This is a genomic window from Hymenobacter ruber (genome assembly GCF_054783255.1).
Window position 1 is genome coordinate 422,323 of the sequence record NZ_BAAGQX010000004.1, and the last position, 26,379, is coordinate 448,701.

The window sequence follows — 26,379 nt, forward strand, 5'->3', positions numbered from 1 at the left end:
TTGACAATGCTGACACTACCGTATGGGACATATTCGCTTGCTTCCGCGAAGCAGGGAGTTGCAGTGCGATTTTGGAAGGGACCACCTGTAAACGTTTGCGTAGATAAGCGTTGGTTTCAGCGCATTCCGGCGGGAAGTTTACGGACGTTTCCAGCTTGACCAAATCCCACCCGACCGCCTTCATGATGAATCGAAAAACCCTGCTGCTGGCTTTGGGCTGCCTCTTCGCCACCACGGCGCACTCCCAGAAAAACCTCTACCACAAAGGCTGGGTTGACTTCAACAAAAACGGCCGGCGCGACGTGTATGAGGACGTTACCCAGCCGCTGGAAAAGCGCGTCGACGACCTGCTGGCCCAGATGACCCTCGACGAAAAAACCTGCCAGATGGCCACGCTCTACGGTTTCGGGCGGGTGCTGAAGGACGAGATGCCCACGCCCGGCTGGAAGAATGAAGTCTGGAAAGACGGCATTGCCAACATCGACGAGGAGCTGAACGGCGTGCGCAACACCCCGAAAGCCGCCAGCAAATACACCTTCCCCTTCAGCCAGCACGCCGTGGGCATCAACAACGTGCAGCGCTGGTTCGTGGAGGAAACGCGGCTGGGCATCCCCGTCGATTTCACCAACGAAGGCATCCACGGGCTGAACCACGACCGCGCCACGCCCTTGCCGGCCCCCATTGGCATCGGCAGCACTTGGGACAAGGCCCTGGTGCGCCGCGCCGGCGAAACCGTGGGCCGCGAAGCCAAAGCCCTGGGCTACACTAACGTGTACGTGCCCATTCTGGACCCCGCCCGCGACCCGCGCTGGGGCCGCGTGGTGGAATGCTACGGCGAAGACCCCTTCCTCATCGCGGAGCTGGGCAAGCAGATGGTCCTCGGCGTGCAGGGCCAAGGCGTGGCGGCCACGCTCAAGCACTTTGCCGTGTACAGCGTGCCCAAGGGCGGGCGCGACGGCAACGCCCGCACCGACCCGCACGTGGCGCCCCGCGAGCTGCACCAGCTGTTCCTCTACCCGTTCCGGCGCGTCATTCAGGAGGCCCACCCGCTGGGCGTGATGAGCAGCTACAACGACTGGGACGGCGTGCCCATCACCGGCAGCCATTACTTCCTCACGGAGCTGCTGCGCCAGCAATACGGCTTCGATGGCTACGTGGTGTCCGACAGCCGGGCGGTGGAATTCATCTCCGAAAAGCACCACGTCGCGCCCGATTTCCTCGACGGCACCCGCCAGGCCGTGGAGGCCGGCCTGAACGTGTGGACCAACTTCTATACGCCCGCCACCTACATCAACAACGTGCGCGAGCTGGTGAAAACCGGCCGCCTGGCCCAGGCCACCGTCGATGCGCGGGTGCGCGAGGTGCTGCGCGTGAAATTCCGCCTCGGCCTCTTCGACCAGCCCTACGTGCCCGACCCCAAACAGGCCGACAAAACCGTGCATACGCCCGCCGATGAGGCCTTCGCCCTGCAAGCCAACCGCGAATCACTGGTCCTGCTGAAAAACGAAAACGCCCGCCTGCCGCTGCAAAAAAGCCAGCTCAAAAACCTGCTCGTAGTGGGCCCGCTGGCCGATAATCCCGACCCCGCCATCAGCCGCTACGGCCCCTCGAACAACCCCGTCACCACCGTGCTCAAGGGCCTGCAAGCCGCCGCCGGCCCCGGCCTCACGGTGCAGTACGCCAAGGGCTGCGACGTGGTGTGCCCCGGCTGGCCCGATACCGAGCTGGTGCCCACGCCCCTGAGCGCCCCCGAGCAGCAGGGCATCGCCGACGCCGTGGCCAAAGCCCAGGCCGCCGACGTCATCGTGGCCGTGCTGGGCGAGGACGACAAAACCGTGGGCGAAAGCCTCTCGCGCACCTCGCTGGAGCTGCCCGGCCGCCAGCAACAGCTGCTGGAGGCCCTGCACGCCACCGGCAAGCCCGTGGTGCTGGTGCTCATCAACGGCCAGCCGCTCACCATCAACTGGGCGGCGCGCCAGGTGCCGGCCATTCTGGAGGCGTGGTTCCCGAGTCCGTCGGGCGGCACGGCCATCGCCGAGGCGCTGTTTGGCGACTACAACCCCGGCGGCAAGCTCACCATGACCTTCCCCAAAAGCACCGGTCAGATTGAGTTTAACTTCCCCTTCAAGCCCGCCTCCCAGGCCGACCAGCCCATTGGCGGCGACCCCAACGGCGGCGGCAAAACCGCCACCAACGGCCCCCTCTATCCCTTCGGCTTCGGCCTGAGCTACACCACCTTCGCCTATTCCAACCTCCAGGTAACGCCCCGCGAAGCCGCCCCCAAAGCCCCCATCGACATTGCGGTGGACGTGGCCAACACCGGCCCGGTAAAAGGCGACGAAGTAGTCCAGCTCTACCTGCGCGACAAGCTCAGCACCGTCATCACCTACGACAGCCAGCTGCGCGGTTTCGAGCGCGTGAGCCTGGCCCCCGGCGAGAAGAAAACCATCCATTTCACCCTCCGCCCCGACGATTTGGCCCTGCTCGACCGCAACATGAATTGGGTAGTCGAGCCCGGCGAATTCGAAGTGCTGGTGGGCAGTTCCTCGACGGATATTCGGGCGAAGCAGACGTTCGTGAGCAAGGCGGAGTAACTCAGAGCTGCCCAACTCCTTCCCCAAAGCCCTGAGCTGCGCGGAAACAGCAAGAGGCTGAAGCTACAACTCTACCAGTAATTAAAACCACAAAAAATCAAACCACCGTTTTCTCTTTGAAGTGGTCTGTTCAAGAGATGTTGGTACATAAAAATCCTTGAACAATGATGCCCAAGGAATATACCCCTCATCTATTTTGTAAAAGTCTTTAAAACTAATCGGTTGCTTTGTGCGCAATAGAATGCTTTTAATCTCTTCGGGCAAAGCATCAACATTCAATTTATTAACAGGATAAGCAATCAAGTGATAGTTAATGTCACTTTGCCCAGGCCCTGGGTTTATCTTGTCGAATGATATCAGTCCTCTTTGTGCATAATAACTGTATTGAGATAAAGGGCTTCTCAAACTCTTTACATCAAAGTATTTGTCCAAAAAAGGATTTATAGTGACGTCACTAAATGGCGTCAGGTTATCAAAATATTCGATTAGTATTTGGTTAGCTTTAGCATCGTTGGAAATTATTTCCGGGACTATTGCTCCACCCGAATTAAATGTGGATATATAACCGTCGTTCCCCAGGAAAAACCAAGTAATATCCATTGAATATTGATAATCAAGGGTATATTCAGTCATAGTTACTAGTTTTTTTGAGTAGGTCCAAGACGTCAACAGTACTGTAGCTAATGCTCCTGATTGTCGCGTAAGAAATCAAGCGCTTCGGCAGTAGAATTGAAACTGACCAATTCTCCAAATGCTTGTTCAGAACCAATGGCTTCAAATATGGTCCTTGTTTCAGGCTTGAGTCCGCAAAAAATCACGCTGAAAGGTCCTTGATTGGCCAGCTTTTCCTTGAACATTAAAATCTCCAGACCCATCACATTGATGGAGGTCAACTCACCAATATCGACGATAATATTGGTCGCTCTTTTAATGGTTTTCGAATTATAAAGCGCCATAATTTCGGAGAGCTTTTCTATGTCGTATTCCTTGCCAATCGTAAGAATGATGACATTGCCTCTCCATTCAATGGACGATTTACGGGGCGAAGGCCGCATCCATTCTGTTAACCAGCGCCACATTAAGCTGGTTAATTAACAGATGCCACCGCAGGCGTGGGTTCATGAGAAAACTCCGGGTACAAGCTCACCAGCACCTTTTCCGGCGTCATCGGCGCGGAGAAGGGCAGCGCCGTGTGCCCCTGGAAGGCCCGCACCGCGTCGCGCAGGGCGAAGTAGGTGCCGATGCCGTACATGAGCGGCGGCTCGCCCACGGCCTTGGAGCGCAGGATGGCCTTGGGGTGGCCCGGCGTGTCGAGGAAATGCACGTCGAGCACCCGGGGGGCGGCGTAGATGTCGGGGATTTTGTAGCTGTTGAGCGAGTTGCTGAGCAGGCGGCCCTCGGCGTTGTAGGCCACTTCTTCCATGGTCATCCAGCCGATGCCCTGCACCGCACCGCCCTCAATCTGGCCCCGGTCGATGACTTCGTTGAAGCTCTGGCCGAAATCGTGGGCAATGCGCAGGGCATCCACGGTGTAGGTGCCGCGCAGGCAGTCCACCGTCACGCTGGTGAGGGCCGTGCCGTACACGTGGTAGGCGAAGGGGTGGCCCTGGTTCACGGTGGCGTCGAAATGCAGGTCGGGGGTGGCGTAGTGGGCGTTTTCGGTGAGGGCCACGCGCTTCCAGAAGGCCGATGATACCAGCTTTTCCCAGTTAGTTTCAGCGGGCACGCCGGCAGCCAGCACCTGCTCGTCGTGGATTTCGAGGCCCTCGTAGTTGAGCGTGTACTCAGTGCTGGCGTGCTCCAGCAGGCGCTTCCGTAGGGCGGCGCAGGCCATTTCGGTGGCCTTGCCGTTGAGGTCGGCGGTGGCGCTGGCGGCGCTGGGCGAGGTGTTGGCCACGCGGGTGGTGTTGGTGGTTTCGATTTTGATGCGCGAAATCGAAATGCCCAACGTGCGGGCCGCCACCTGCGCGATTTTCGTGTTCACGCCTTGGCCCATCTCCACCGCGCCCGTGCTGATGCCTACCGAGCCGTCGGAGTAGATGTGCACCAGCGCCCGCGTCTGGTTCATGGGCGTTTTGGTGAACGAGATGCCGAAGCAAATCGGCATCACCGCGAAACCCTTCTTCTTCAACTTGTTGGTTTGGTTGAACTGCTCTACTTCGGCCCGCATGCCGGCCAGATCAAACTCGCGGGCGGCCGTGTCCCAGGCCTGCTCGGCGTGGCACAGCTCGGCCGCCTGCCGGTACGAGAACAGGTCGCCCTCGCGCAGCAAATTGCGCCGCTGCAGCTCGTGGGTGGGCAGGCCCAATTCCTCAGCCGCTTTAGCCAGGGCCGATTCTATCACGAACATGCCCTGCGGCCCGCCGAAGCCCCGGAAGGCCGTGTTGGGCGGCAGGTTGGTGCGGCACGAAAAGGCCGTAGCCGTCACGTTGGGCACGAAATAGGCGTTGGTGGCGTGGAAGAGCGTGCGCTCCATCACGGCCGGCGAGAGGTCGGCCGCCGCGCCCGCGTTCTGGTAGAAGGTGACTTCGTAGGCCACGATTTTGAGGTCCTTATCGAAGCCGATTTTGAAATCGGACGAGTAGGGGTGGCGCTTGCCGGTCATGCGCATATCGGCCATGCGGTCGAGCACCAGCTTCACCGGCTTCTTGGTGATGAAGGCGCCCAGCGCGGCCAGCGCGCCCCAGGGCGTGGCCTGGTCTTCCTTGCCCCCGAAGCCGCCGCCGAGGCGCGTCACGTCCACTTCCACCTGGTGCATGCCCAGGCCCAGCACCACAGCCGTGTGGCGTTGCACGGCCGTGGGCCCCTGCGTCGAGGAAATCATCCGTACGCCGCCCATCTCCGTGGGGAAGGCATAAGCGCCCTGGGTTTCGATGTACAAATGCTCCTGCCCGCCGTTCTCGGCCACGCCCTCAAACACGTGCGCGCACGAAGCCCAGGCCGCCTGAGAATCGCCGATTTTGAAGGTGCGCGGCGGCACAATCAGTTCGCCCTGCGCCGCCGCCACCCGCGGGTCGGTGATGATGGGCAGCGGGTCGATTTCAACCTTGATGAGCTTGAGGGCAGCATGGGCCTGCGCCTCGGTGCGGGCCAGCACCAGCGCCACCGGCTGCCCCCGGAAATGTACGTGCCCCTCGGCCAGCAGCGGCTCATCGGCCACAATGCCGCCAATCTGGTTTTCGCCGGGGATATCGGCTGCCGTGAGCACGCGGGCCACGCCGGGCGCCGTCAGCGCCGCGCTGAAATCGAGGCTGCGGAGCACGCCGTGGGCCAGCGGGCTTTCAAACACGGCCGCGTACAGGGTGCCCTGCTGCACGGGCACGTCGTCGAGGTACTGCGATTCGCCGCGCACGTGGCGGTTGGGGTCGAGGTGGTTCATGGGTGGGGTTTCGTTCTAGGGCTCCGTGCCGCGCCTAACGGAGTGTTTGGGTATAATGGGCAGTATGAACGGAAGATGATTTCCTGATAAACCTTCAAAGTAAAAGCGGCTTCTGTTGCCACTCCAGCTACTTCAGGCATTGCAGAGATATCAGTCAAATCTTCCCAGGAAATTCCATGTAGATAATTTGAGCTTAGAAAATCTGCCACAATTTCCTCTTCGCTTTCAATCAAAGAAACAGCACAGCCAAAAGGCAGCATTTGATGTGCCGAATTCATAAAGTTGAAGCGAAGCTGCCCGGCTTGTTCGTCATGCCAGAGGTAATATATGAGATTGATTTTCAGGCTGCTGTTCTGTAATTGTGCCTGTCGGTTTAGCTTGACCTTATTCAGAAATTCAATGATTTCCAGTGTGTCAATTTGCAGTCCGGCAGGGATAGAAATCTGAATGCAGTTTGCCTGAATTTCTTCGGAAAGCTGGTTGATATTTTCCGTCAGAAATAACGGCAACTGCTCAAGCAGATTCAGGCTATCGAAAAATTGCTGCTTGTCAGACATCAAAAGAGCTTTTTAGCAAATCGCCGGACAGAGGCTATGAATTGGTGAATTCCAGTTCCGGCGCGAACTCCAGGAAGTGCGCCCACAGCAACTGGCGCAATAGCAGGCGCTTGTAGTCGGCGGTGCCGCGCACGTCCGAAATCGGGCTGATTTCCGATTGCATAACCTCGTTGGCACCCACAACAGTATCAGCCGTCAACTCGCGGCCCTGCAGAAACTCGCTGGTGCGGGCCAGGTACAGCGGCACCGGGCCAACGCCGCCGGCCGATACGCGGGCGGCTTTAATAACGCCGTTTTCAACCCGCAGCCAGGCAGCGGAGTTCACGCTGGCAATGTCGAGGTGGGTGCGCTTGGATACTTTCTCGAAGTGGAAGAAGTCGCCGGGCAGCGGGGCGGGGAAGCTGATTTCGATAACCTGCTCATCGGCGGCTTTCGCCAGCTTTTTGTAGCCGAGGTAGAGGTCGGGCAGGGCCAGCTCGCGGGTGGCACCGGCGGCATCGAGCAGCGTGATGGACGCGCCCAGGGCCAGGAACATAATGGTAAGGTCGCCAATTGGGGAGCCGTTGATGAAGTTGCCGGCCACCGTGCCCATGTTGCGGATGGGCGTACTCGATACCAGTTTCAGGTACTGCGGCAGGTTGGGCAACAGGCTGCGCATGAGGTCCGATTCGAGCAGCTGGCTGGCGGTGGTGGCGGCGCCCAGCACCACTCGGCCAGACATTTCGTGGCGGATGCCGCGCCGGCCGGGCTGGTCAAAAATCAGGCGCACACCGGGCTGCTCGCGCAGCTCTTCGAGGCGCTGCACCATGAGGTCGGTACCGCCACCCACGAGGGGATGAGTGAATGGGGGAGTAGCGGAGTGGCCGTGGTCGTTCTGGTTTTGGGCGTGGCCGTTGGGCGAGGTCGAAACCGCGCTTCCACCGTTGGCGTGGGTTGTAGCTGAAGCGGCTATTGCCTCTGCCGAAGCTTCAATTGCTGCGGCTTCATCGAGCCGCAGTTTCGCCAGCTTGGCCGGAATTTCGGCAAAGTAGCCGGGCACAAACTGCTTTTCGCTGAGCCAGGCCAGGGCGTTTTCAGCCGGGCGGTCGGCCAGTTCAGCGGTGAGCTTGGCGGCGGCGCGCTCCAGTGATTTGTAGCCGGTGCAGCGGCAGATGTTACCGTCGATGGCCGCAATGGTGCTTTTTTCGGTGGCTGGCGCGCTGCTGAGGCTGTGACCCGTGAGCGACATCACGAAGCCCACCGTGCAGAACCCGCACTGCGAGCCGCCCTCATCCACAATGGCGCGTTGCACGGGCGTGAGCTGGCTGCCGGCTGCGTTGATGCCTTCCACCGTCACGATGTGCTTGCCGTGGGCGTTGCCCAGCGGCGTGAGGCAGCTGGTCATGCTCTGGTAGTTCACGGTCTGGCCGTCGGCAGCCAGCTCGCCCACCAGCACGGTGCAGGCGCCGCAGTCGCCCTCGCGGCAGCCGATTTTGGTGCCCTTCAGCTGCTCGTGGTAGCGCACGAAATCGAGCAGGGCGCTGGCCGGGGCCTCGCTGGTGCGAATGGGCTGGTTGTTAAGGAGAAATTCAATCATGATTGATACTGAACACGTCTGTCATCCTGAGCGCAGCGAAGGAGCTTCTCACCGCTGAACAATTCGCAGTAATATCAACTGGCGCAAGCGTGAGAAGGTCCTTCGCTGCGCTCAGGATGACAGGCGATTTATTAATACTCCGTCTTGCCTTCCAGTTCCGTCCAGGCCCGGAAACCGGCCAGGGCCTCGTCGCGCAGTAGCTGTGTCATGGGCAATTTACGGTTTTCCATGGGGCGGTCCAGCTCTTCGTAGATGAACTGGTCGTCGAAGCCAATGGCAGCGGCATCGGCCTTGGTGTTGCCGTAGAATACCCGGCGCGGGCGAGCCCAATAAATGGCGCCCAAGCACATCGGGCAGGGCTCGCAGCTGGTGTAGAGGTCGCAGCCGTCGAGCTGGAAAGTGCCGAGCTCTTTGCAGGCTTTGCGGATGGCATCGACTTCGGCGTGGCAGGTGGGGTCGTGGGTGGTGGTGACTTGGTTGAAGCCGCGGGCAATGATTTTACCGTCTTTCACCACCACCGCGCCGAAGGGGCCGCCGAAGCCGGCCTTCATTTGGTCGATGGACAGGCGAATAGCTTCGCGCATGAATTCGGGGTTGGGAGCTTCCATGGGTGGGGCGGAAAAGGTGGGCGGCCGCGGTGGCGTAAAGTTTTGAAAAACGGGCAACAAAGAAAGCGACGGAATGCCACATTCGCCGCCATCCGGTTTTTGAAGCAGGCTCAAAAGCAAAGCCCGAGCGGCGTACCCACTCAGGACACGCCACTCGGGCCATTTGGTACTGATGAAAGGAAACTATTTCATCAAATTCGGAATGCGCAGCTGCAGGCCGATGGAGGGCACAAACGTGACGCCGCTCAGCGAGGTGCTGGCCCCGTTCAGCAGGGCGTAGTCGCCGTAGTTCTGGTAAAACACCGATATGGCCGGGATGACGTACAAATACCGGTAGCCCAGCTTGAGGTTGACAAAGCCGCCGAAGGAAGAGAAGTTGCGGCTTTGCAGCGGCAGCTCTGGCACCTGCACCGAGCCGTTGTATATTTTGGTGGGCGCGAAGCCGTAGCTCACCCAACTGTGGGCGTACACCAGGCCGTAGCTGATGGCCCCGATTTCCTCCTCCGGCCCAAAAGACTGGCTGAACGTGAGCGGCACGAGCAAGTCGTTGCGCGTGGCCCGAAAATTCAGCACCGAGTTGATGTCGGACAGGAAGGGCAGGCTGGGCAGCTTAGCCCGCTGGGTGGCAAACTGCAGGCCGATGCTGGCGTAGGTGGTGCCGCTGGCCGCGCCCCGGTCGGGGTTTTCGGGTGAGCCGGTGGGGCCGAGCAGCTGGTACTGCGTATCAAATACATAGGAGCCGAAAGCGTACTTGAAGCCGGCATCAAGACGCGGCACGATACCGTAGCGGATGTTGAGGTCGGCGGTGGGCTGCACCGGGTCGAGGATGTAAGCCAGGGCGGCGGCTTGCAGCTGCGTAGTGGCATCGGTATAGTCCACTTTTTGCTGGCTGGCGGCTTGGCTGGCGGCTTCCTTCACGGCGCTGCCGGCTTTGGCCAGGGGCGCGGTGGCCAGGTTGAAACCCTGGTTGTAGCCCACCCGAAACTCGCCCTGAGGCGTGACTTTACCGGTGGCGATGATGGCACGCGGGGCCGAGCAGGACGTAGCCAGCAGGAGGGAGGCCGCGGCCAAAGCCGCGCCCCACGGCCGCCGGCTGGAGCGTAAAAAAGCAGTGTTCATAGTTGAGTTGGGAAGTTGTAGCGGCATAAACGAAAACCGGGCCGAAAAGTCGGAACCCGAGCCGTAAGGCTGGTGTCTGGTAATTGCTTAATTGCAGTGATTGTCATTCCGACGCAGGAGAAATCTGAGATAAACCGTTTAGCCGCTTTACTCAGATTCCTCCTGCGTCGGAATGACAAATTTCTTCCTTTAAATCTGCTTATGCCGCTTTTGCTACTCTTGCTGCTGCATTGTTTCGGGCTAGGTTTGGCACCCGTTCCACGCGCCACGGTCTACGTTTTTCTGGCCGAAACCTGCCCCATCAGCCAGGCGGCTACCCTGCCACTGCGGGAGTTACACGGCCGCTACGGGGCGCAGGGCGTGCAGTTCGTGGGCGTGTTTCCGGCCAGGGAAACCAATGCGGCCGGGCTGGCGGCCTTCGCCAAGACCTATCAGCTGGCCTTTCCGCTGCAAGCCGATGCCGGGCACCAGCTCACCAAGAAGCTGCACGCCCGCGTCACGCCCGAGGCCGTGGTGGTGGCTGCCGATGGCCGCACCGTCCTCTACCAGGGCCGCCTCGATGATGCCTACGCCGGCCTGGGCCAGCACCGCGCCGTGACGCGCCAGCACGAACTGGCCGATGCGCTTGCGGCCGTGGCTGCCGGCCGGCCCGTAGCCGTGCCGCGCACCGAGCCGGTGGGCTGTTTTATTGAATAGAGTTGAAATCAACCTGCTCCTTATGAAGCACTACTTCTCCATTTTACTCCTGGGCCTGAGCTGCTTGGGCGCGGCTCCGGTGGCGCAGGCCCAGACCACCCCGCAATACACCTTCAGCCAGGACATTGCGCCGCTGGTGTACCAGCACTGCACGCCCTGCCACCGTACCGGCGAAGTAGCCCCATTTCCGCTCACCACTTACGCCGAGGTGGTGAGCCACGCCCAGACTATCAAGTACGTGACTGGTACGCGCTACATGCCGCCGTGGAAGCCCGACCCCAACTACCGCCACTACCTCGACGAAAATACGCTGACCAACGCGGAAATCACCAAAATCCGAACCTGGGTCGATGCCGGTACGCCGCAGGGCAACCCGGCCCTCACGCCTGCCCTGCCCACGTATCCCAGCGGCTCGCAGCTGGGCACGCCCGATATGGTGATTCCGATGGCTCAGGCCTTCACCCACCAGGGCAACGGCCAGGATATGTACCGCATTTTCGTGCTGCCCGTGAATATGCCGGCCGACCGCGACATCGCGGCCATCGAGTTTCGGCCGGGTAATAAGGGCATCGTGCACCACGTCATCATCGGCATGGATACCACGCAGCAGGCCCAGGCGCTGGACGCGGCCGCGCCCGGCTACGGCTACACGCAGTTTGGCGGCTTTGGCTTCAACCCCCTGGAAACCAACTTTGCGGCCTGGGTGCCGGGGATGCAGTCGCGGTTTTACCCGACGGGTATGGGCAAGAAGCTCTACCGCCACGCCTCGCTGCTGGTGCAGGTGCACTACGGCCCCAACTACGTGACGCAGAAAGACTCATCGGTGGTGAACGTGTTTTTTGCCCGCCAGCCCGTCACGCGCTACATCCAGACGGTGCCGGCCATCTCGCCGGTCACGCTCAGCAACGGGCCGTTCATCATTCCGGCCAACCAGGTGAGCACCTTCCACGCCCAGCTCAACGTGCCGGCCGACGTCACCATTCTCAGCGCCGCGCCTCATGCTCACCTGCTCAGCAAAAGCTGGAAAGTGTGGGTGGTGCAGCCCAATGGCGACACCATCAAGCTGGTAAAAATCAACGACTGGGATTTCCGCTGGCAGGGCATATTCCGCTTCACCGCGCCGCTCAAAATCCCGGCCGGCTCGCGCCTCATGGCCGATGCCGTGTACGACAACACCGCCCAGAACCCGCGCAATCCCAACAACCCGCCCCTCACCACGCAGTGGGGCGAAAGCACCACGGCCGAAATGCTGCTCACCTATTTCGACCTGCTGCCCTACCGCGCCGGCGACGAAAACATCGTGCTCAGCACCGCGCCCGGCGTGGCCACCACCCCCGGCACCGTGCAAATGGCCGTGTACCCCAACCCCGCCAGCGGCACGGGTAGCATCAGCTTCCAGCAGGAGCGGGCCGGCCCCGTCACCGTTTCGCTGCTCGATGCCACCGGCCGACTGGTGCGCGCTGTGGTGCGTCAGAAAGCCTATCCGGCCGGGCCGCAGCAGCTGCCCTTGCCGCTGGCGGGCGTGGCGCCCGGCATCTACATCGTGCGGCTCGAATCAAATGAAGGCACGCGCAGCGAGAAGCTGGTGGTGACCGAGTAAAAACCTGTTATTGCGAGCGTAGCGCAGCAATGACAGGTTTTTACCACCCATCTTTGCGCTCATGAAAATTCTATACGGAGTGCCCGGCGAGGGCCTGGGCCACGCCACCCGCAGCAAAGTTGTTATCGGCCACCTGCTGGCGCAGGGGCACGAGGTGCGCGTGGTGAGCAGCAGCCGGGCCTACACCATGCTGGCGGCGGCTTTCCCCGGCCGGGTATACGAAATTCGGGGCTTTCATCTGGCTTATAATGGATTAGCCGTGAGTAAGCTGCGCACGGCCGTGCTCACGCTGCGCACCGCGCCTGAGGACCTGCGCGTCAACTTTGCCCGCTACCGCGAGCTGCTGGGTGGTTTCGAGCCGGAAGTGGTGGTCTCGGATTTTGAATCGTTCAGTTTTTTGTTTGCGAAACTGCGCCGTTTGCCTGTTGTCAGTATTGATAATATGCAGATTATCAGCCGCGCCAAGCTCAATGTGACCGTGCCGAAAGCCGAGCGTGAAAACTACCGGGTGGCCAAAAGTATTGTGCGGGCCAAGCTGCCGCACAGCCGTCACTACTTCGTCACCACGTTTTTCGATTTGCCGCTGGCCAAGCAGCGCACCACGCTGGTGCCGCCCATCATCCGGCCCGAGATTCTGGCCGCCGCGCCCACCAGAGGCCAGCACGTATTGGTCTACCAGTCGGCCACCACGCAGCAAAACCTGGTGCCGCTGTTGCAACAGCTGCCTGACCAGGAATTCCGCGTCTACGGTTTCAACAAGCAGGAAAGCCACGGCAACGTGCAGCTCTGCGCCTTTTCCGAAGCCGGCTTCATTGCCGACCTGGCCAGCGCCCGCGCCGTGGTCACCAACGGCGGCTTCTCGCTGATTTCGGAGGCCGTGTTTCTGCACAAGCCCATTTGTGCCATTCCCATTCCGGCCCAGTTCGAGCAATGGCTGAACGCGGCCGAAGTGCAGCAAATGGGCTACGGCCGGCATTTCGAGGCCATCACGGCCGACAATCTGCGAGCATTTCTCTATGGCCTGAGCAATTTTGAGTCGGCCCTGGCCGGCTACCAGCAGGAAGGCAATGCCGTGCTATTTGCCGGGCTGGATGCGCTGCTGAAAGACATTGCGATGGAACATCTGCCCAGCGAAGCCGGGCCACAGAACGACTCCTGGGGCGGCGAGTAGGGGCAGAACTATCATTCCGACGCCGGAGGAATCTGCGCAAGACCGGTAAACGACTCTCCTCAGATTCCTTCGGCGTCGGAATGACAATCCGGGCTTGTAAGTAGCACGTGCTTTAGCTTGCGCCCCGTACCCCAGCCCAAACCACGCTGGGCACGTAAGCGCAACCTGAACCCCGCGCTACCTTTCCGCCTATGACCTTCCGCTCCTCTCGTTTCTGGCCGCTGCTGTTGCTGGCGGCAGCCTGCGCCCGCACGCCACGCCCCAGCACCGGCCTCGCCAACAAATACCACGACGCCACCATCCGGCAAATCGGCACGGCGCAGGACGAGCGCAACACCGCCGCCATTCTGCCTTTTCTGACGAATTCAAACCCCACCTACCGGCGCGAAGCCGCCCTGGCGCTGGCCTCGGTGCAGGCCCCGGCGGCCGTGCCCGGCCTCATCCCCTTGCTGCGCGATGCCGACCCCGGCGTGCGCCGCGCCGCCGCCTACGCCCTGGGCCAGACCGGCGACAGCACCGCCGTAGATAGCCTGCGCGTGCGCGTCCTCAAGGAAAACGATGGCTTCGTGCGCCGCTACGTGCACGAAGCCCTGGGCCGCACCGTCACGCGCCACAGCCTGCCCGAGCTCTGGCGCGTCGAAACCCTGAACGACACTTCCCGCGCCGCCGCGCTGGCCTGGGGCCTGAGCCGCGCTGCCCTGCGCGGCCTGACCTCGCCCGAAACCATCCGGCGCACGGTGGCGGTGCTGAACTCGCCCAAGCTGCCCGGGCGCGGCCGGCTGGCGGCCGTGGTGGCGCTTTCGCGCACGCGCGGGCTCGATGCTGATTTGAAGCGGCTGGCCGAAAGCACGCTGCTGCGCGTGGCCCAGAAAGACCGGAACTATGCCGTGCGGGCAGCGGCGGCCAGCACACTTGGCAAAATAGCAGCCCTGCCGCGCCCAGCTGATTTACTGCCTGAGAAAGGAGCTGGCAGTTCGGCCACCGTGCTCGCTCGCCTTGCTACCAAAGACCCCGACTACCGGGTGCGACTCAGCGCCATTCGGGCTTTGCCGTTTGATGCTGAAAATTACCCGGCCAGCCGCAAAGCCGTCTTTTTTGCGCTTGCGCACGACCGTGCCCCGGTGGCCCTCACGGCGGCCGAGTGGCTGCTGGCTCACGCCAAAGGCGAGTCGGGCGCGGCGCTGGCGGCCCTGGCCGATGGCAACAAGCAAGCCTCGGTGCGGGTGCGGGCCGCTTTGCTGCGGGCTGCCGTGCATCATGCCAGCCCGGCGGCTCGCCCCAGCCTGGTCGAAACCATTGAAAAGCGCTACTCGGCTGCGCCTACGGTGTACGAAAAAGGCTTTTTGCTGGAAGCGCTGAGCGAGGACCCGGCCGCGTTCGACTTCGTGCGGACGGAGGCGTTTGCGGCGGGGCAGTCGCCGGTGGTGGGGGGCTACGCGCTGGGTGCGCTGCTCACCATGCGCCGTAACGCGGATTTCCCAGCCGGCCGCCAGGCCGATTTTGCCGCCGCCATGCGTCAGGCCCTGGGCGGCGGCGACGTGGCCCAGCTTGGCACCGCCGCTGAGGCGCTGGCCGATGCCAAACTCTACCCCGAAGCACAGCCGGCCGACCTTGCCGCTCTGCGTGCCGCGCAGGCCAAATTGCAGCTGCCCACCGAAATCGAAGCCTGGCAAGGAATCCAGCAAGCCCTCGACAAACTAACCAAAGCCCCGAAACCCACACCCTCGCCGCTGGCTACGGCCGCGCAGCACCCGATAGATTGGACGGTGGTGCAGGGCGTGCCGCTGGGCCAGCAGGTGCGGCTACGCACCAGCAAGGGCATTATTCTGCTGGAATTGAAGCCCGAGGAAGCGCCCGGCGCGGTGGCCAGCTTCGTCACGCTCATCGGCCAGCATTTCTACGATAACCTGTATTTCCACCGCGTGGTGCCCAATTTTGTGGCCCAGGGCGGCGACCCGCGCGGCGACGGCAACGGCAGCGCCCCCTACAACCTGCGCTCCGAGTTTGGCGACCTGCGCTATGAGGAAGGCAGCGTGGGCCTGGCCTCGGCCGGCAAGGACACCGAGAGCTGCCAGTTCTTTATCACGCACACGCCCACGCCGCACCTGGATGGCCGCTATCCCATTTTTGCCGTGGTGGTGGGCGGAATGGACGTGGTGCACAAGCTCGACATCGGCGACCAGATTCTGGGTGTGGAACTGGTGGCGCTGCCGTAGGTGATTTCGGTCACGCCTGTCATCCTGAGCTTACGAAGGACGTTGTCACGTTTGCATAGAGTGGGTTATTGCAAAATGTTTAGACGTGATAAGGTCATTCGCAAGCTCAGGACGGCAGATGCTATATTTAGCTTTTCCCTTTCCTCCTTTCCGCTATGAACCAAGTCAGCACTTACGCCCAGCAGCTTCAAGCCCTCGTTGTCCTCTACCTGCCCCGCGTGCTCATGGCCGGGGTGGCGCTGGTGGTGGGCTGGTGGCTCATTGGCTGGGCCAGCCGCATTATCGCCGCCGCCGCCACGCGTCTCGATGTGTCGCTGGCCTCGTTCCTGACTAGCCTGGTCAATATTGTGCTCAAAGTGCTGCTGCTGATATCGGTGGCCGGCATGGTGGGTTTCGAAACCACGTCGTTTGTGGCCATTCTGGGGGCGGCGGGGCTGGCGGTGGGGCTGGCCTTGCAGGGCACGCTGGCCAATTTCGCGGGTGGGGTGCTCATCCTTATTTTCAAGCCCTACGTGGTGGGCGATACCATTGAGTCGCAGGGCAAATCGGGCGAGGTGAAGGAAATTCAGATTTTCAATACCATCCTCGTCACGCCGCAGGGCGACACCATCATCCTGCCCAACGGGGCCACATCCAACAACGTCATTATCAACAAAACGGCCCAGAACAAGGCCCTGGTCGAAATCGTAGCCGACCTCGACAACGCCACCGACCTGGCCGCCCTGCGCGCCTGGGCCATCCCGCTGCTGCAGGCCGACGAAGACGTACTGCAAGCCCCCGCGCCGCAGGTGGCCGTTACGGCCCTCAAGCCCGGCGGCATGACGGTGGCCTTCCGGGCCTACACGCCAGCCGGGCGCAATGGCTCAGCCCAGGGGCGCCTCATCGAGCAGCTCCAGCGGGCCCTGGCTCAGCAGGGGGTGGGCAGCCCGGTGCCGGTGCAGCACAGCTACGTGCGCACCCTGCCCGAGTAGGGCACTACACCGAAAAAAACCGGCCGTTCACGCCCCCGGCAGCATTTGCTTCGTATGCCTAACTAATTATTAATTAGGGCGAACGCGCTGAACGAAGCCGAGATGTGCTTCCGCGAACCGGCCCGTCTGTTAGTCGGTCCGGAGCAGGGGCCTCGTTTGCCAGGCAGTGTTCATTCTACCATTGAGTAACGTTTAGCTGTTGCATTCTATGACCCGTGCCGAGCTTGAAGTGGCGTTAGCCGAGCAAAAAGCTGCGAATACGGCCTTACGCGCCCAGCTAGCGGCACTGGAGAATCCGGCCGCGCCAACTCCCGCCTTCGTGCCGTCCAGCCTGCTGGGGTATTTGCTCGAAAAGCAGGACACGGCCGTGGTGCTGGCCAACGGCGAAGGTTTCGTGCAATGGGTAAACAAAGGCTTTACGAAGCTGTGCGGAGTGGGCCCGCACGAGATAATAGGCCGGCAGCCAGCGGCGGTGCTGCGCCCCCGGCTGCAAGACGCGGCCACGCTGGCTTATATTCGGGACAGCTTGCAGCGGCAGGAAGCGTTTCATTACGAAGTGGCGAATCCGCGGCCCGGCTCCGACGGCTGGCTGCGCGTGAGCGTACGGCCGGTGAAGGCGGCCGATGGCGTGGTCCACTTTGTGGGCCTGATTGAGGACATTACGGAGTGGAAACAGGCCCAGCTGCGGCTGGTGCACAGCGAGCAGCGCTTCCGCAACCTGGCCGAAAACGTGCCCGGTGTGCTCTACGAGTGGCGTAAAAACGCCGATGGCACTTTCAACTTCGATTACGTGAGTCCCAAGGTGGAGGAGCTGTTTGGGATAGCGCCGCACGAGCTGGTGCGCATGAACGACTTTATCCATCCGGAAGAGCTGGAGGGCTTTCTCGAGTCGCTCGACGACGCCACCCGCAACCACACCCCGTGGGTGTATGAGGGCCGGATTGTGGTGCCGGGGCAGCCCATTCGCTGGCTGCGGGGCAGCTCCAACGTCACTAGCTTCGGCCCCGATTGGGTGACATACAGCGGGATTCTGCTCGATGTGACGCCCCTGAAGCTGGCCGAAAGTGCCCTGCGCGAAAGCGACCTGCGCCTGGGGCTGGCCATGGAAGGCTTCGGCGACGGGGCATGGGAGCTGAATCTGCGCACCCACCAAATGTCGTTTTCGTCGGAATATAAAGCCATGCTGGGCTATGAGGAGGGCGACTTTTCGAACGACTACGAAACCTGGCTCGCCCACGTGCACCCCGACGACCTGCCGCAGGTACTGGAGCTGCTGCGCAAATACGTACAAACCGGCGGCAAAATGTCCACCGCTGAATACCGGATGCGCTGCCACGACGGCAACTACAAGTGGGTGCTGAGCCGCGCCGTCATCACGGCCTGGGGTGCCAATAGCATCCCATTGATGCTCAGTGGGCTGCACAGCGACATTTCAGCCCAGAAAGATGCTGAAAAAGCCCTCGGTACCTCTAACCAGCAGCTGGCTACCGTGATTGCGCACTTCCAGGACGGCTTGGTGCTGGAAGATGAAAACCGCCGCATTGTGTTCACCAACGAGGCCTTTTGCCAGCTGCTGGAGTTGCCCGTGGCCCCCGCCCGGTTCCACGGCCGCAATGGGGCCTGGCTCACCGAAGGTTCCCGCAAATATGTGAAAAAGCCGCACCAGTACGTGGCCCGCATTGCGGCCCTGCTGCGCCGCCGCCAGCCCGCCACCGGCGACATTATCCCGTTGCGCGACGGTCGCACCCTGGAGCGGGCCTTCACGCCCATTTTCGACGGCACTCGCTACATCGGCCACCTCTGGAAGTACGAAGACGTCACGGCCCGCATCAAGGCCGAAGAAGACCTGAAGCGCCGCGAGGAAAAGTACCGGGGCATCATCGAAAACATGTCGCTGGGACTGGTGGAGGCCGATTTGAACGACCATTTGCTCTACGCCAATCAGAGTTTTTGCGACATGACCGGCTACTGCACCGACGAGCTGGCCGGCCAGCGCCTGTCGCCGCTGTTGCTCACCGGCCTCGACCTGGCACTGGCAGAGGGCAAGCTCCGCACCCGCGAACACGGCGTTTCCGACTCCTACGAAATTGTGGTGACCACCAAAGGCGGCGAGCGTAAGTGGCTGCTGGTGAGCGGCGCCCCGCTCTACGACGAGCATCAACGGCATATCGGCTCCATTGGCATCTACCTCGACGTGACCCCCCAGAAGCACCTCGAAACCAGCCTGCGCGAAGCCAAAATGCAGGCCGAAAGCAGCACCCGCGCCAAGCAGGACTTCCTGGCCAACATGAGCCACGAAATTCGCACGCCCATGAACGCCATTCTGGGCATGAGCCAGCTGCTGGCCAAAACCCCGCTGGCGGCCCCGCAGGCCAGCTACCTGCACGCCATTACGGCCTCGGCCGAAAACCTGCTCGTCATCATCAACGACATTCTCGACCTCTCTAAGATTGATGCCGGCCAGCTGGCCATCGAGCACATTGGGTTCAGCCCCGGCAGCGTCTGTGCGCAGGTCAAAAAAACCCTGCAATACAAAGCCGAGGAAAAAGGGCTCAGCTTCCTTGTCTACCTCGACCCCGCGATGCCCGAAGTTGTGCTCGGCGACCCCTTCCGTCTCACCCAGGTGCTACTGAATCTGGTTGGTAATTCCGTGAAATTCACTGAGCGAGGCACGGTAAGCGTTAGGTGTCAATTGCTTGGGCATCCAAGCCCGGACGAAGTGCTGGTTGAATTTACGGTGGAGGATACCGGCATTGGCATTGAAGCGGAGTACCTGAGCCATATTTTTGATGATTTCAGCCAGGAAGATTCGACCGTGACGCGGCGGTTTGGTGGTACTGGCCTGGGCCTGGGCATCAGCAAAAAGTTGGTGCACCTGCTGGGCGGCGAGCTGCGTATTGAAAGCCAAAAAAACCACGGCACCATCAGCCGTTTCACCCTGCGTCTGCCCGTGGGCAACGCCCACCACCTCTCGCAGAAAGACACGGGCGACCTCGAAGGCATGCAGCAGGAGTTGCACGGCAAGCATATTCTGCTGGTCGAAGACAACCTATTCAACCGCATGCTAGCCACCAGTTTCCTCACCAACGCTGGCATGAGCGTAACGGAGGCCACCAACGGCCAGGCCGCCGTGGAGCTGGCCCGCACCGATGTTTTCGACCTGATTCTGATGGACGTGCAGATGCCCATCAAAAATGGCTACGAAGCCACCCGTATTCTGCGCCAGGAGTTGGGCCTTGCCGTGCCCATTATTGCCCTTACCGCCAATGCCATCACCGGCGAGCGGGCCAAATGCCTCGCCGCCGGCATGAACGACTACCTGACCAAGCCCTTTCAGGAATTCTCCCTCCTGAAAATGGTGCACGACTGGGCCGTGGCCGCCCCGCGCGACTTTATCAGCTGAACCCGAAAGGGCCGTAGTTCAGCGTAGCCACGGCCTCGCGCTCATCGTTGGGCCCCGAAACGTACTGGCCGGTACGCCCCAACTCGCTGGTTGTCATTGGGGCAACGCTGCTGTTTATTTGCCTTCGCGGCCGTGTACCTGTGCTGGTGGCGAGGTAGCTTCCACAGCCGAAAAGCTCTCCAGAATTTTATAGGTGTGCTCCGTATTCTTTGGCACTACCCACGAGTTGCCGGGCTCCAGAATAACCATTTGGCCGGCTAGGTGTAGCTCGGCGCGGCCGCTGAGCACGTAGCCCACCGTTTCGTAGGGCCGGGTAGCCGGGGCTTTGGGCTCGCCGGGTTGCTCGTTTTCCCACATCCGCATGGCAATGTGCGTGCCCGAGGCCAGGTATTTCTCGCCGTCGGGGCCGGTAGGAGAGTGCTGCGAATCGATTTTAGTGATGGAGGTATCGGCTGCCATAATCGTGTTGAAAAAGTGAAGCAGAGGAAAAGAAGAGTATCTTTTGGGCCGCGGCCACAACGGCGGTGCGACACTGGCTAAACGGCGAAGGCCGCGCCGCCGTTGCCTCCCGCTCAAAACCTTCCCCGGCCCTGCCGGTTAATTCCGCTGGTTCTTTTGCTTATGTTTTCAGCCCCCGTGCTTCCCCATTCCTTTGCCGAAGAGCTGGCTCACGCCCACTCCGTGGCCCCCGACGCCCTGCCCGGCGCGGCCTTTTGTGCCCTCGCCGATGGCCTGCTCGCCCTGCTCTTTCCGCAGCGCGCCGAGCGGCCCCTGGCCAACGCCGATGCTGTAGAGGCCGAACTACAGTATTTCCGGGCCGAGTTGGCCGCGCTGCTGGCCGGGGTGCCGGCCTTGCCCGCCTCGCCGGCTGCTCTGGCCGATGAGTTCACTGCCCAGCTGCCGGCGCTGCGTGCGGCCTTGCTGCGCGATGCCAGCGCCATTCTGGCCAGCGACCCCGCCGCCCAGGGCTTGGCCGAAATTATCAGCTCTTATCCGGGGTTCTACGCCACGGCGCTCTACCGGCTGGCCCACGCCCTGTACCAGCGGGGCCTGCCGCGCCTGCCGCGCCTGCTGAGCGAGTATGCCCACCAGCGCACTGGGGTCGATATTCACCCCGGCGCGCACATTGGGCCGGCCTTCTGCATCGACCACGGCACCGGCCTGGTTATCGGCGAAACGGCCATCATCGGGGCCAACGTGCAGATATACCAGGGCGTCACGCTGGGCGCGCTCAGCGTGACCAAGGGCTTGCAGGGCACCAAGCGCCACCCCACCATTGAGGACCATGTGGTTATCTACGCCGGTGCTACCATCCTGGGGGGCAGCACGGTGGTGGGCGCGCACAGCATCATCGGCGGCAACGTGTGGCTGACCGAAAGCGTACCCTCGCATTCGCGGGTGTATCACCGGGCCCACATCCAGATTTCGCGCAACGTCGACCCGGCGGCCGAGCTGGTTTTTTCCATTTAGGCATTGGCGGTTATGCTTCGCGGCGCTCTGCATAACCGTCTTTCAACTCAGTATCTCACACATCACCAGTTCTCCGCATGAAAGCCAATTCTATTCTTGATACCATCGGCAACACGCCGCTGGTGCGCCTCAACCGCATTTTTGCCGCCACCCGCCCCGATGTGGAGGTGTGGGTGAAGCTGGAGCGCGCCAACCCCGGCGGGTCCATCAAAGACCGCATTGCCCTGAGCATGATTGAGCAGGCCGAGAAGGACGGCACCATCACCAAAGACAGCCTGATTGTAGAGCCTACCTCCGGCAATACCGGCGTGGGCCTAGCCTTGGTGGCTGCCGTGAAAGGCTACAAGCTCACCCTCGTGATGCCCGAAAGCATGAGCATCGAGCGCCGCCGCCTCATGGCCGCCTATGGGGCTACCCTGGAGCTCACGCCCCGCGAAAAGGGCATGAAGGGAGCCATCGAGAAAGCCCGCGAAATGGTGGCCAGTACGCCCGGCGCCTGGATGCCCATGCAGTTTTCTAACCCCGCCAACCCCAAGATTCACGCCGAAACCACCGCTCAGGAAATTCTGCGCGATGCTCCCGAGGGCTTCGACTTCCACATCACCGGCGTGGGTACCGGCGGCCACATCACGGCCGTGACGGAAGTGCTAAAGCCACATTTCCCCAGCATGCAGACTTTCGCCGTGGAGCCCGAGGCGTCACCCGTCATCAGCGGCGGTGCGCCAGGGCCGCATCCCATTCAGGGCATCGGCGCCGGCTTCATCCCCGACAACCTGCACGTCGATGTCCTCGACGGCACCATTCAGGTATCGCAGCAGGAAGCCTACGAGATGACCCGCCGCGCCGCCCGCGAGGAAGGCATTTTCGTGGGCGTATCGTCGGGGGCCTCGCTGGCCGCCATTGCCAAAAAGCTGCCCGATATGCCCCAGGGCAGCCGCGTGCTCACCTTCTGCTACGACACCGGCGAGCGGTACCTTTCGGTCGAAGGCCTGTTTGTATAGCGCTACCAATGGAAATGCCCCTGGATAATATTATCCAGGGGCATTTTTCTATTTATTGAATCAGGCTGTGAATAAAGAAAAAGCCCGTTCAGTTTCCTGAACGGGCTTTTTCTTTATTCACTTCTTCAGTGGAGAATATCGGAGTCGAACCGATGACCTCTTGCATGCCATGCAAGCGCTCTAGCCAGCTGAGCTAATCCCCCTGATTTGTTCTTTACCGCCGTGCCATTTGCGCTTTGGTTCGACAAAAGTACGGGCGAATATTGGTTTGACAAGTGCTGGGCGCATCTTTTTTGTTAAAAAGACGCAAGCCTCAAACAATCAGCCACAAAAAAAGAGGGCAGGAATTTCTTCCTGCCCTCTTCGAGGCTACGCTAAGCGGAAAAGCTTAGTTGAAGATGTAGCGGATGCCCACCTGGCCCTGCCAGCGCGAACCGAGGCCGCCCGTGTCGTTACGGAAGGTGTCGGTCAGTTTCGTGCCGGGGGTTACGGTGTTGTCAGCATTTTTCACTGGGCTCACCAGGTAGCTGTACTCAAACACGGGCTGGCCGGCAGCATTGTAGCCGTCAAACTTGAGCGGGTTGGTGCGAACAGGCGTCTGAACTACGCCCCAGTTGCTGTTCAGCAGGTTACCGATGTTGAAGATATCCAGGCTCAGCTGCAGGGTGTTGCGGTTGCTGCCGATGTTGGTGAAGATATCCTGAAGCAAGCGGAAATCCAGACGGTTCAGCCACGGACGGGCCGCGCCGTTGCGCTCGGCGTACTCGCCGCGGTGCTTGCTGAGGTAGCTGTCCTGGTTGATGAAGTTGTTCAGGTCGGTCCACTGGTCAGCCGATGAGTACACACCACCGCCCTGAGCCGCCGTGAGGGTGATGGGCTGCAGGTTGATTTCGCTCTGGGTACGGGGGATGTACATCAGGTCGTTGGCAGTCTGGCCGTCGCCGTTCATGTCGCCCGAGTACACGTAGGAGAAGCGAGCCGTGCCAGCGCTAACCGCCGGAGCACCTTCGTAGAACATCGAGAGCGTCGTGCCCAGATGGCCAACATATTCCTTACGGTACGAAGCCGAAACGATAACGCGGTGCTGCTGCAGGTAGCTCGAGTAGCCCAGAACATCAGCGTTCGGGTCACCCGAAATCGAACGGTCGCGCCAGATGGACTGGGCAATCGAGCCGCCGTCGTTCACCGAGCGCGAGTCGGTGTAGGTGTAGGCCGCGCTGGCATAGAAACCGCTGGCGAAAGACTTCTGCAGCTGCGCCGTCACGGCGTAGGAGTAGCCCTTGTTCGTGTTCCGCATCAGAATGGCGTCGCTGATGTTGGGGTTGACAGCCGAAGCACCACCACGACCGGCGTAAATCTGGCGGTTAAAGGAAGTAGCAGCCAGACCGTTGGTCACTACCAAGGGGCTGTTAATCGTGTAGAAGATAGGACGGTTATCAACACCGTTGGCGCGGTTGTAGGGGTTTGCCTCCGTGCCGGGCAAGTTCACGTTCTGGTGATACACCGAGTTGATGTCTTTCGTATAGAAAGCTTCCAGCGTACCGATTACGCCACCGGGCAGCTCCTGGTCAACGGCCAGGTTCGTGCGCCATACCTGCGGGAATTTGAAATCCTTGTCCGTTACGGCCAGGTTGTAGGCCGTGTTAGCCGTGGCATTCTGCGGACGGTAGGCATCCACGTTGGGGCTGAACGGATAGATAGAGGCGTTCGGGTTGGTAACGGGCTGGCCATTAACAGTCGTCGTCGTCGGTACTGCACCCGCCGTGCTGAACGAGCCGAACTGCACGCCGTTGTTGCTGGCTTGGTTGGAGAGCCACACGAAGGGCACACGGCCGGTGAAGATGCCCGTACCGCCACGCAGCTGCGTCTTACGGTCGTCGTTCACGTCCCAGTTGAAGCCGGCACGCGGCGAGAACAACACCGATTTCTTCGGCACCGAACCCGTGTTGAGTTGCACGCCATCGCGGAAGGTAAGGTTGGCGGCGTTGGTGTTCTGCTGCAAATCCGAGGTCAGGAAGGGCAGGTCAGCACGCAGGCCGTAGGTTACTTTCAGGTTGCTGCGGGGCGACCATTCGTCTTGCAGGTACAGGCCCAGCTGGGCCGCCGTGATGTCGGCGAAGGGGAAGGCACCGCCGGGGATGGCCGAGTACTGCAGGTTGTAGCGCTGCGGGCCGGGGCGGGTGGTGCCAGCGGCAAAAGGCGAGTAGGTAGCGGTGGCGCGGTCGTAGTTGAAGCCAGCCGAGGCATAGAAGTCCTCCAGCGAGTTGAAGGAGTAGTTGCCGTAGTAGTTCGGGGCGAAACCGTTGCGGAACTTGTAGTACTCGTTGTAAGTACCCACCGTCACGTTGTGCTTGCCGAGGTAAGCCGTGAAGTTGTCGCCGAACTGGTACACGTCCGAGTTCAGAATGTTGAAAGCCGAGAAAGGCTCGTAGCCAAACGTCGTCAGGGAGTTCGAAGCGTTGATGCTGTTGAGGGCTGCACCCGTGCTGCGGCCAATGCTGGTACCGATGTCAACCAGCGGGAAAATGCCGCCGCTGCTTTCGCGGAAGTCGCGGAATGCCGAGTAGCCGGCCGTCAGGTTGTTCGAGTATTTGCCACCGCCGATGGTGCTGTTCAGTTCGGCAATAATCGAGTTCAGGTTGTTGTTGATGCGGTAGTACGACGACAAGTAAGGCAAGCCGAACTGCGACTGCGAGCGCTGCGCGTTGATAGCGCCCGAAGTGCTCGGCGGAATGTCGCTGTACGACTTCAGGTAGTTGTACTTGATGTTGAAACGGTTGTTGTTGTTGATGTTCCAGTCGAGCTTGATGGTCGCCTTGTCGCTGTTCGACTTCAGGCTGTAGTTCTCGTACGGGCCGGGGTTGTAGCCGTACTGCTGCTGCAGGAAGTTGCTGAGGGCATCAAGGTCACGGGCCGAGGCGTTCGACACGGTGCTGCCCGTTGCGGGAGCCGTGGTTTCGCGGTTGGCCGTGAAGTTGCCCGTGGGCGGGTCGTTGCGGCGCTCCGACTCGGCGTTGATGAAGAAGAACAGCTTATCCTTGATAATCGGACCGCCCACGCGGAAGCCGATGTTGTTCAGGTTGAACTTGGGGTAGTCGCTGGTTACGTCGCCTACTTTGCTGCCTACCAGGTTCTGGTTGCGGAAGAAGTCATAGATGGAAGCCGATACCTTGTTCGAGCCCGAACGCGTCACCACGTTGATGCCAGCACCCGTGAACGAGCCCTGACGAACGTCGAAAGGAGCGATGCTAACCTGAATCTGGTCGATGGCGTCCAGCGAAATGGGCTGGGCACCGGCCTGGCCACCTACCGTCGACGACAAGCCGAAGGCGTTGTTGAAGATAGCGCCATCCACCGTGATGTTGTTGTAGCCGCTGTTGCGGCCGCCGAAGCTCTGGCCGTTGGCCTGGGGCGTGAGGCGGGTGAAGTCGTTCAACGAACGGTTCAGGGTGGGCAGGCGCTCAATGGTTTCGCGCTGCACCGTGGTGCTGGCCCCGGTATGGTCGGCACTCATGATGGGGTCGCGCCGGCCACTTACCGTTACTTCGGCCAGCTCCGTCGTGGCATCGCTCAGGGTCTGGTCGAAACGCAGGCTCTGACCTAGGGTCAGGGAAATGCCCTCACGGGTGATATCCTTGTAACCCACAAACGTGACCCGAACCGTGTAAGGACCACCCACGCGCATGTTCTGGATGTTGAAGCGACCATCGGAGTTGGTGGGCGCCACGTACTGTGTGTTGGTGGGGGTATGAATGGCAATTACGGTAGCGCCGGGCAGGCCCGCGCCGTTCTTATCGGAGATGACTCCGCTCATTGCTGCTGTGGTTGCGCCTTGGCTCCAGCCCAGGCGGGCCGTCAGGAGCATCAGCGCCAGCAGTAGCAGGTGGCGTAAACGTAAATTATTCATGTTGAAAAAGGTTGGTGGAAACAGTGAGCTTGGTAAAAGCGGGACAAAGGTACGACGGTGCCGAAAGGGCCAATATTACGTAAATTTTACCATTGATTAATATCGCCGGAA

18 protein-coding genes and 1 tRNA gene are annotated in these 26,379 nt (G+C 61.0%); 9 read left to right on the forward strand and 10 right to left on the reverse strand.

The window, feature by feature from the left end; all coding sequences use genetic code 11:
- Positions 1-185 precede the first annotated feature (185 nt).
- On the forward strand, positions 186-2,594 hold the full coding sequence (locus tag ACYVM5_RS12355) for a glycoside hydrolase family 3 protein (RefSeq protein WP_460618415.1): 2,409 nt from the start codon (positions 186-188) through the stop codon (positions 2,592-2,594).
- Between the two features lie 81 nt (positions 2,595-2,675).
- Here ACYVM5_RS12355 and ACYVM5_RS12360 read toward each other — a convergent pair whose 3' ends face one another.
- From ACYVM5_RS12360 to ACYVM5_RS12390, 7 genes are all read right to left on the reverse strand, one after another.
- Positions 2,676-3,227 (reverse strand): hypothetical protein, encoded by a 552-nt coding sequence (locus ACYVM5_RS12360; RefSeq protein ID WP_460618416.1) that lies wholly within the window; start codon positions 3,225-3,227, stop codon positions 2,676-2,678.
- A gap of 47 nt (positions 3,228-3,274) precedes the next feature.
- Positions 3,275-3,673 carry an STAS domain-containing protein gene (locus ACYVM5_RS12365; protein ID WP_460618417.1) on the reverse strand — a complete coding sequence of 133 codons (399 nt, stop codon included), beginning with the start codon at positions 3,671-3,673 and terminating at the stop codon, positions 3,275-3,277.
- A gap of 8 nt (positions 3,674-3,681) precedes the next feature.
- On the reverse strand, positions 3,682-5,973 hold the full coding sequence (locus tag ACYVM5_RS12370) for a xanthine dehydrogenase molybdopterin binding subunit (RefSeq protein WP_460618418.1): 2,292 nt from the start codon (positions 5,971-5,973) through the stop codon (positions 3,682-3,684).
- A complete protein-coding gene (locus ACYVM5_RS12375; RefSeq protein ID WP_460618419.1) occupies positions 5,970-6,530 on the reverse strand; it encodes a hypothetical protein in 561 nt (186 codons plus the stop codon). The genes ACYVM5_RS12370 and ACYVM5_RS12375 overlap by 4 nt, the downstream gene beginning before the upstream one ends.
- Before the next feature lie 34 nt (positions 6,531-6,564).
- Positions 6,565-8,106 carry an FAD binding domain-containing protein gene (locus ACYVM5_RS12380; protein ID WP_460618420.1) on the reverse strand — a complete coding sequence of 514 codons (1,542 nt, stop codon included), beginning with the start codon at positions 8,104-8,106 and terminating at the stop codon, positions 6,565-6,567.
- A 131-nt stretch (positions 8,107-8,237) separates the two neighbouring features.
- Positions 8,238-8,714, reverse strand: coding sequence for a nucleoside deaminase (locus ACYVM5_RS12385; protein ID WP_460618421.1), 477 nt, complete (start codon positions 8,712-8,714; stop codon positions 8,238-8,240).
- 183 nt (positions 8,715-8,897) lie between these two features.
- Positions 8,898-9,833, reverse strand: a complete 936-nt coding sequence (locus ACYVM5_RS12390) for a hypothetical protein (protein ID WP_460618422.1) — start codon at positions 9,831-9,833, stop codon at positions 8,898-8,900.
- 201 nt (positions 9,834-10,034) lie between these two features.
- Here ACYVM5_RS12390 and ACYVM5_RS12395 point away from each other — a divergent pair, with 201 nt between their 5' ends.
- From ACYVM5_RS12395 to ACYVM5_RS12420, 6 genes are all read left to right on the forward strand, one after another.
- Positions 10,035-10,529, forward strand: a complete 495-nt coding sequence (locus tag ACYVM5_RS12395) for a thioredoxin domain-containing protein (protein ID WP_460618423.1) — start codon at positions 10,035-10,037, stop codon at positions 10,527-10,529.
- A gap of 22 nt (positions 10,530-10,551) precedes the next feature.
- On the forward strand, positions 10,552-12,129 hold the full coding sequence (locus tag ACYVM5_RS12400) for a T9SS type A sorting domain-containing protein (protein WP_460618424.1): 1,578 nt from the start codon (positions 10,552-10,554) through the stop codon (positions 12,127-12,129).
- A gap of 61 nt (positions 12,130-12,190) precedes the next feature.
- Entirely contained in the window at positions 12,191-13,300 is a 1,110-nt protein-coding gene (locus ACYVM5_RS12405; protein WP_460618425.1) for a glycosyltransferase family protein, read from the forward strand.
- 191 nt (positions 13,301-13,491) lie between these two features.
- Complete coding sequence (locus tag ACYVM5_RS12410) at positions 13,492-15,516, forward strand: peptidylprolyl isomerase (protein WP_460618426.1); 2,025 nt, start codon at positions 13,492-13,494, stop codon at positions 15,514-15,516.
- Between the two features lie 155 nt (positions 15,517-15,671).
- Positions 15,672-16,487 carry a mechanosensitive ion channel family protein gene (locus ACYVM5_RS12415; RefSeq protein WP_460618427.1) on the forward strand — a complete coding sequence of 272 codons (816 nt, stop codon included), beginning with the start codon at positions 15,672-15,674 and terminating at the stop codon, positions 16,485-16,487.
- Between the two features lie 208 nt (positions 16,488-16,695).
- Positions 16,696-19,890, forward strand: a complete 3,195-nt coding sequence (locus ACYVM5_RS12420; RefSeq protein ID WP_460618428.1) for a PAS domain S-box protein — start codon at positions 16,696-16,698, stop codon at positions 19,888-19,890.
- 114 nt (positions 19,891-20,004) lie between these two features.
- Here ACYVM5_RS12420 and ACYVM5_RS12425 read toward each other — a convergent pair whose 3' ends face one another.
- Positions 20,005-20,349: a cupin domain-containing protein gene (locus ACYVM5_RS12425; RefSeq protein WP_460618429.1), complete on the reverse strand. Its 345-nt coding sequence runs from the start codon at positions 20,347-20,349 to the stop codon at positions 20,005-20,007.
- Positions 20,350-20,511: 162 nt separating this feature from the next.
- On the opposite strand from ACYVM5_RS12425, the gene ACYVM5_RS12430 reads away from it, so the two are divergent.
- Complete coding sequence (locus ACYVM5_RS12430; RefSeq protein ID WP_460618430.1) at positions 20,512-21,360, forward strand: serine O-acetyltransferase; 849 nt, start codon at positions 20,512-20,514, stop codon at positions 21,358-21,360.
- Positions 21,361-21,437: 77 nt separating this feature from the next.
- A complete protein-coding gene (cysK, locus tag ACYVM5_RS12435; RefSeq protein ID WP_460618431.1) occupies positions 21,438-22,361 on the forward strand; it encodes a PLP-dependent cysteine synthase family protein in 924 nt (307 codons plus the stop codon).
- Positions 22,362-22,490: 129 nt separating this feature from the next.
- Here cysK and ACYVM5_RS12440 read toward each other — a convergent pair.
- Together ACYVM5_RS12440 and ACYVM5_RS12445 are read right to left on the reverse strand one after the other, a co-directional pair.
- A tRNA-Ala gene (locus ACYVM5_RS12440) sits at positions 22,491-22,564 on the reverse strand.
- 185 nt (positions 22,565-22,749) lie between these two features.
- Complete coding sequence (locus ACYVM5_RS12445; RefSeq protein ID WP_460618432.1) at positions 22,750-26,268, reverse strand: TonB-dependent receptor; 3,519 nt, start codon at positions 26,266-26,268, stop codon at positions 22,750-22,752.
- Positions 26,269-26,379: the final 111 nt, after the last annotated feature.

Bases quoted from the DNA above. Each gene is read 5' to 3' on its own strand.
- ACYVM5_RS12390 (WP_460618422.1), bottom strand. From the start codon at position 9,833: ATGAACACTGCTTTTTTACGCTCCAGCCGGCGGCCGTGGGGCGCGGCT.
- ACYVM5_RS12425 (WP_460618429.1), bottom strand. From the start codon at position 20,349: ATGGCAGCCGATACCTCCATCACTAAAATCGATTCGCAGCACTCTCCT.
- ACYVM5_RS12430 (WP_460618430.1), top strand. From the start codon at position 20,512: ATGTTTTCAGCCCCCGTGCTTCCCCATTCCTTTGCCGAAGAGCTGGCT.
- ACYVM5_RS12415 (WP_460618427.1), top strand. From the start codon at position 15,672: ATGAACCAAGTCAGCACTTACGCCCAGCAGCTTCAAGCCCTCGTTGTC.
- ACYVM5_RS12445 (WP_460618432.1), bottom strand. From the start codon at position 26,268: ATGAATAATTTACGTTTACGCCACCTGCTACTGCTGGCGCTGATGCTC.
- ACYVM5_RS12375 (WP_460618419.1), bottom strand. From the start codon at position 6,530: ATGTCTGACAAGCAGCAATTTTTCGATAGCCTGAATCTGCTTGAGCAG.
- ACYVM5_RS12370 (WP_460618418.1), bottom strand. From the start codon at position 5,973: ATGAACCACCTCGACCCCAACCGCCACGTGCGCGGCGAATCGCAGTAC.
- ACYVM5_RS12405 (WP_460618425.1), top strand. From the start codon at position 12,191: ATGAAAATTCTATACGGAGTGCCCGGCGAGGGCCTGGGCCACGCCACC.
- ACYVM5_RS12420 (WP_460618428.1), top strand. From the start codon at position 16,696: ATGACCCGTGCCGAGCTTGAAGTGGCGTTAGCCGAGCAAAAAGCTGCG.
- ACYVM5_RS12365 (WP_460618417.1), bottom strand. From the start codon at position 3,673: ATGTGGCGCTGGTTAACAGAATGGATGCGGCCTTCGCCCCGTAAATCG.
- ACYVM5_RS12410 (WP_460618426.1), top strand. From the start codon at position 13,492: ATGACCTTCCGCTCCTCTCGTTTCTGGCCGCTGCTGTTGCTGGCGGCA.
- ACYVM5_RS12385 (WP_460618421.1), bottom strand. From the start codon at position 8,714: ATGGAAGCTCCCAACCCCGAATTCATGCGCGAAGCTATTCGCCTGTCC.
- ACYVM5_RS12360 (WP_460618416.1), bottom strand. From the start codon at position 3,227: ATGACTGAATATACCCTTGATTATCAATATTCAATGGATATTACTTGG.
- ACYVM5_RS12380 (WP_460618420.1), bottom strand. From the start codon at position 8,106: ATGATTGAATTTCTCCTTAACAACCAGCCCATTCGCACCAGCGAGGCC.
- ACYVM5_RS12355 (WP_460618415.1), top strand. From the start codon at position 186: ATGAATCGAAAAACCCTGCTGCTGGCTTTGGGCTGCCTCTTCGCCACC.
- cysK (WP_460618431.1), top strand. From the start codon at position 21,438: ATGAAAGCCAATTCTATTCTTGATACCATCGGCAACACGCCGCTGGTG.
- ACYVM5_RS12395 (WP_460618423.1), top strand. From the start codon at position 10,035: ATGCCGCTTTTGCTACTCTTGCTGCTGCATTGTTTCGGGCTAGGTTTG.
- ACYVM5_RS12400 (WP_460618424.1), top strand. From the start codon at position 10,552: ATGAAGCACTACTTCTCCATTTTACTCCTGGGCCTGAGCTGCTTGGGC.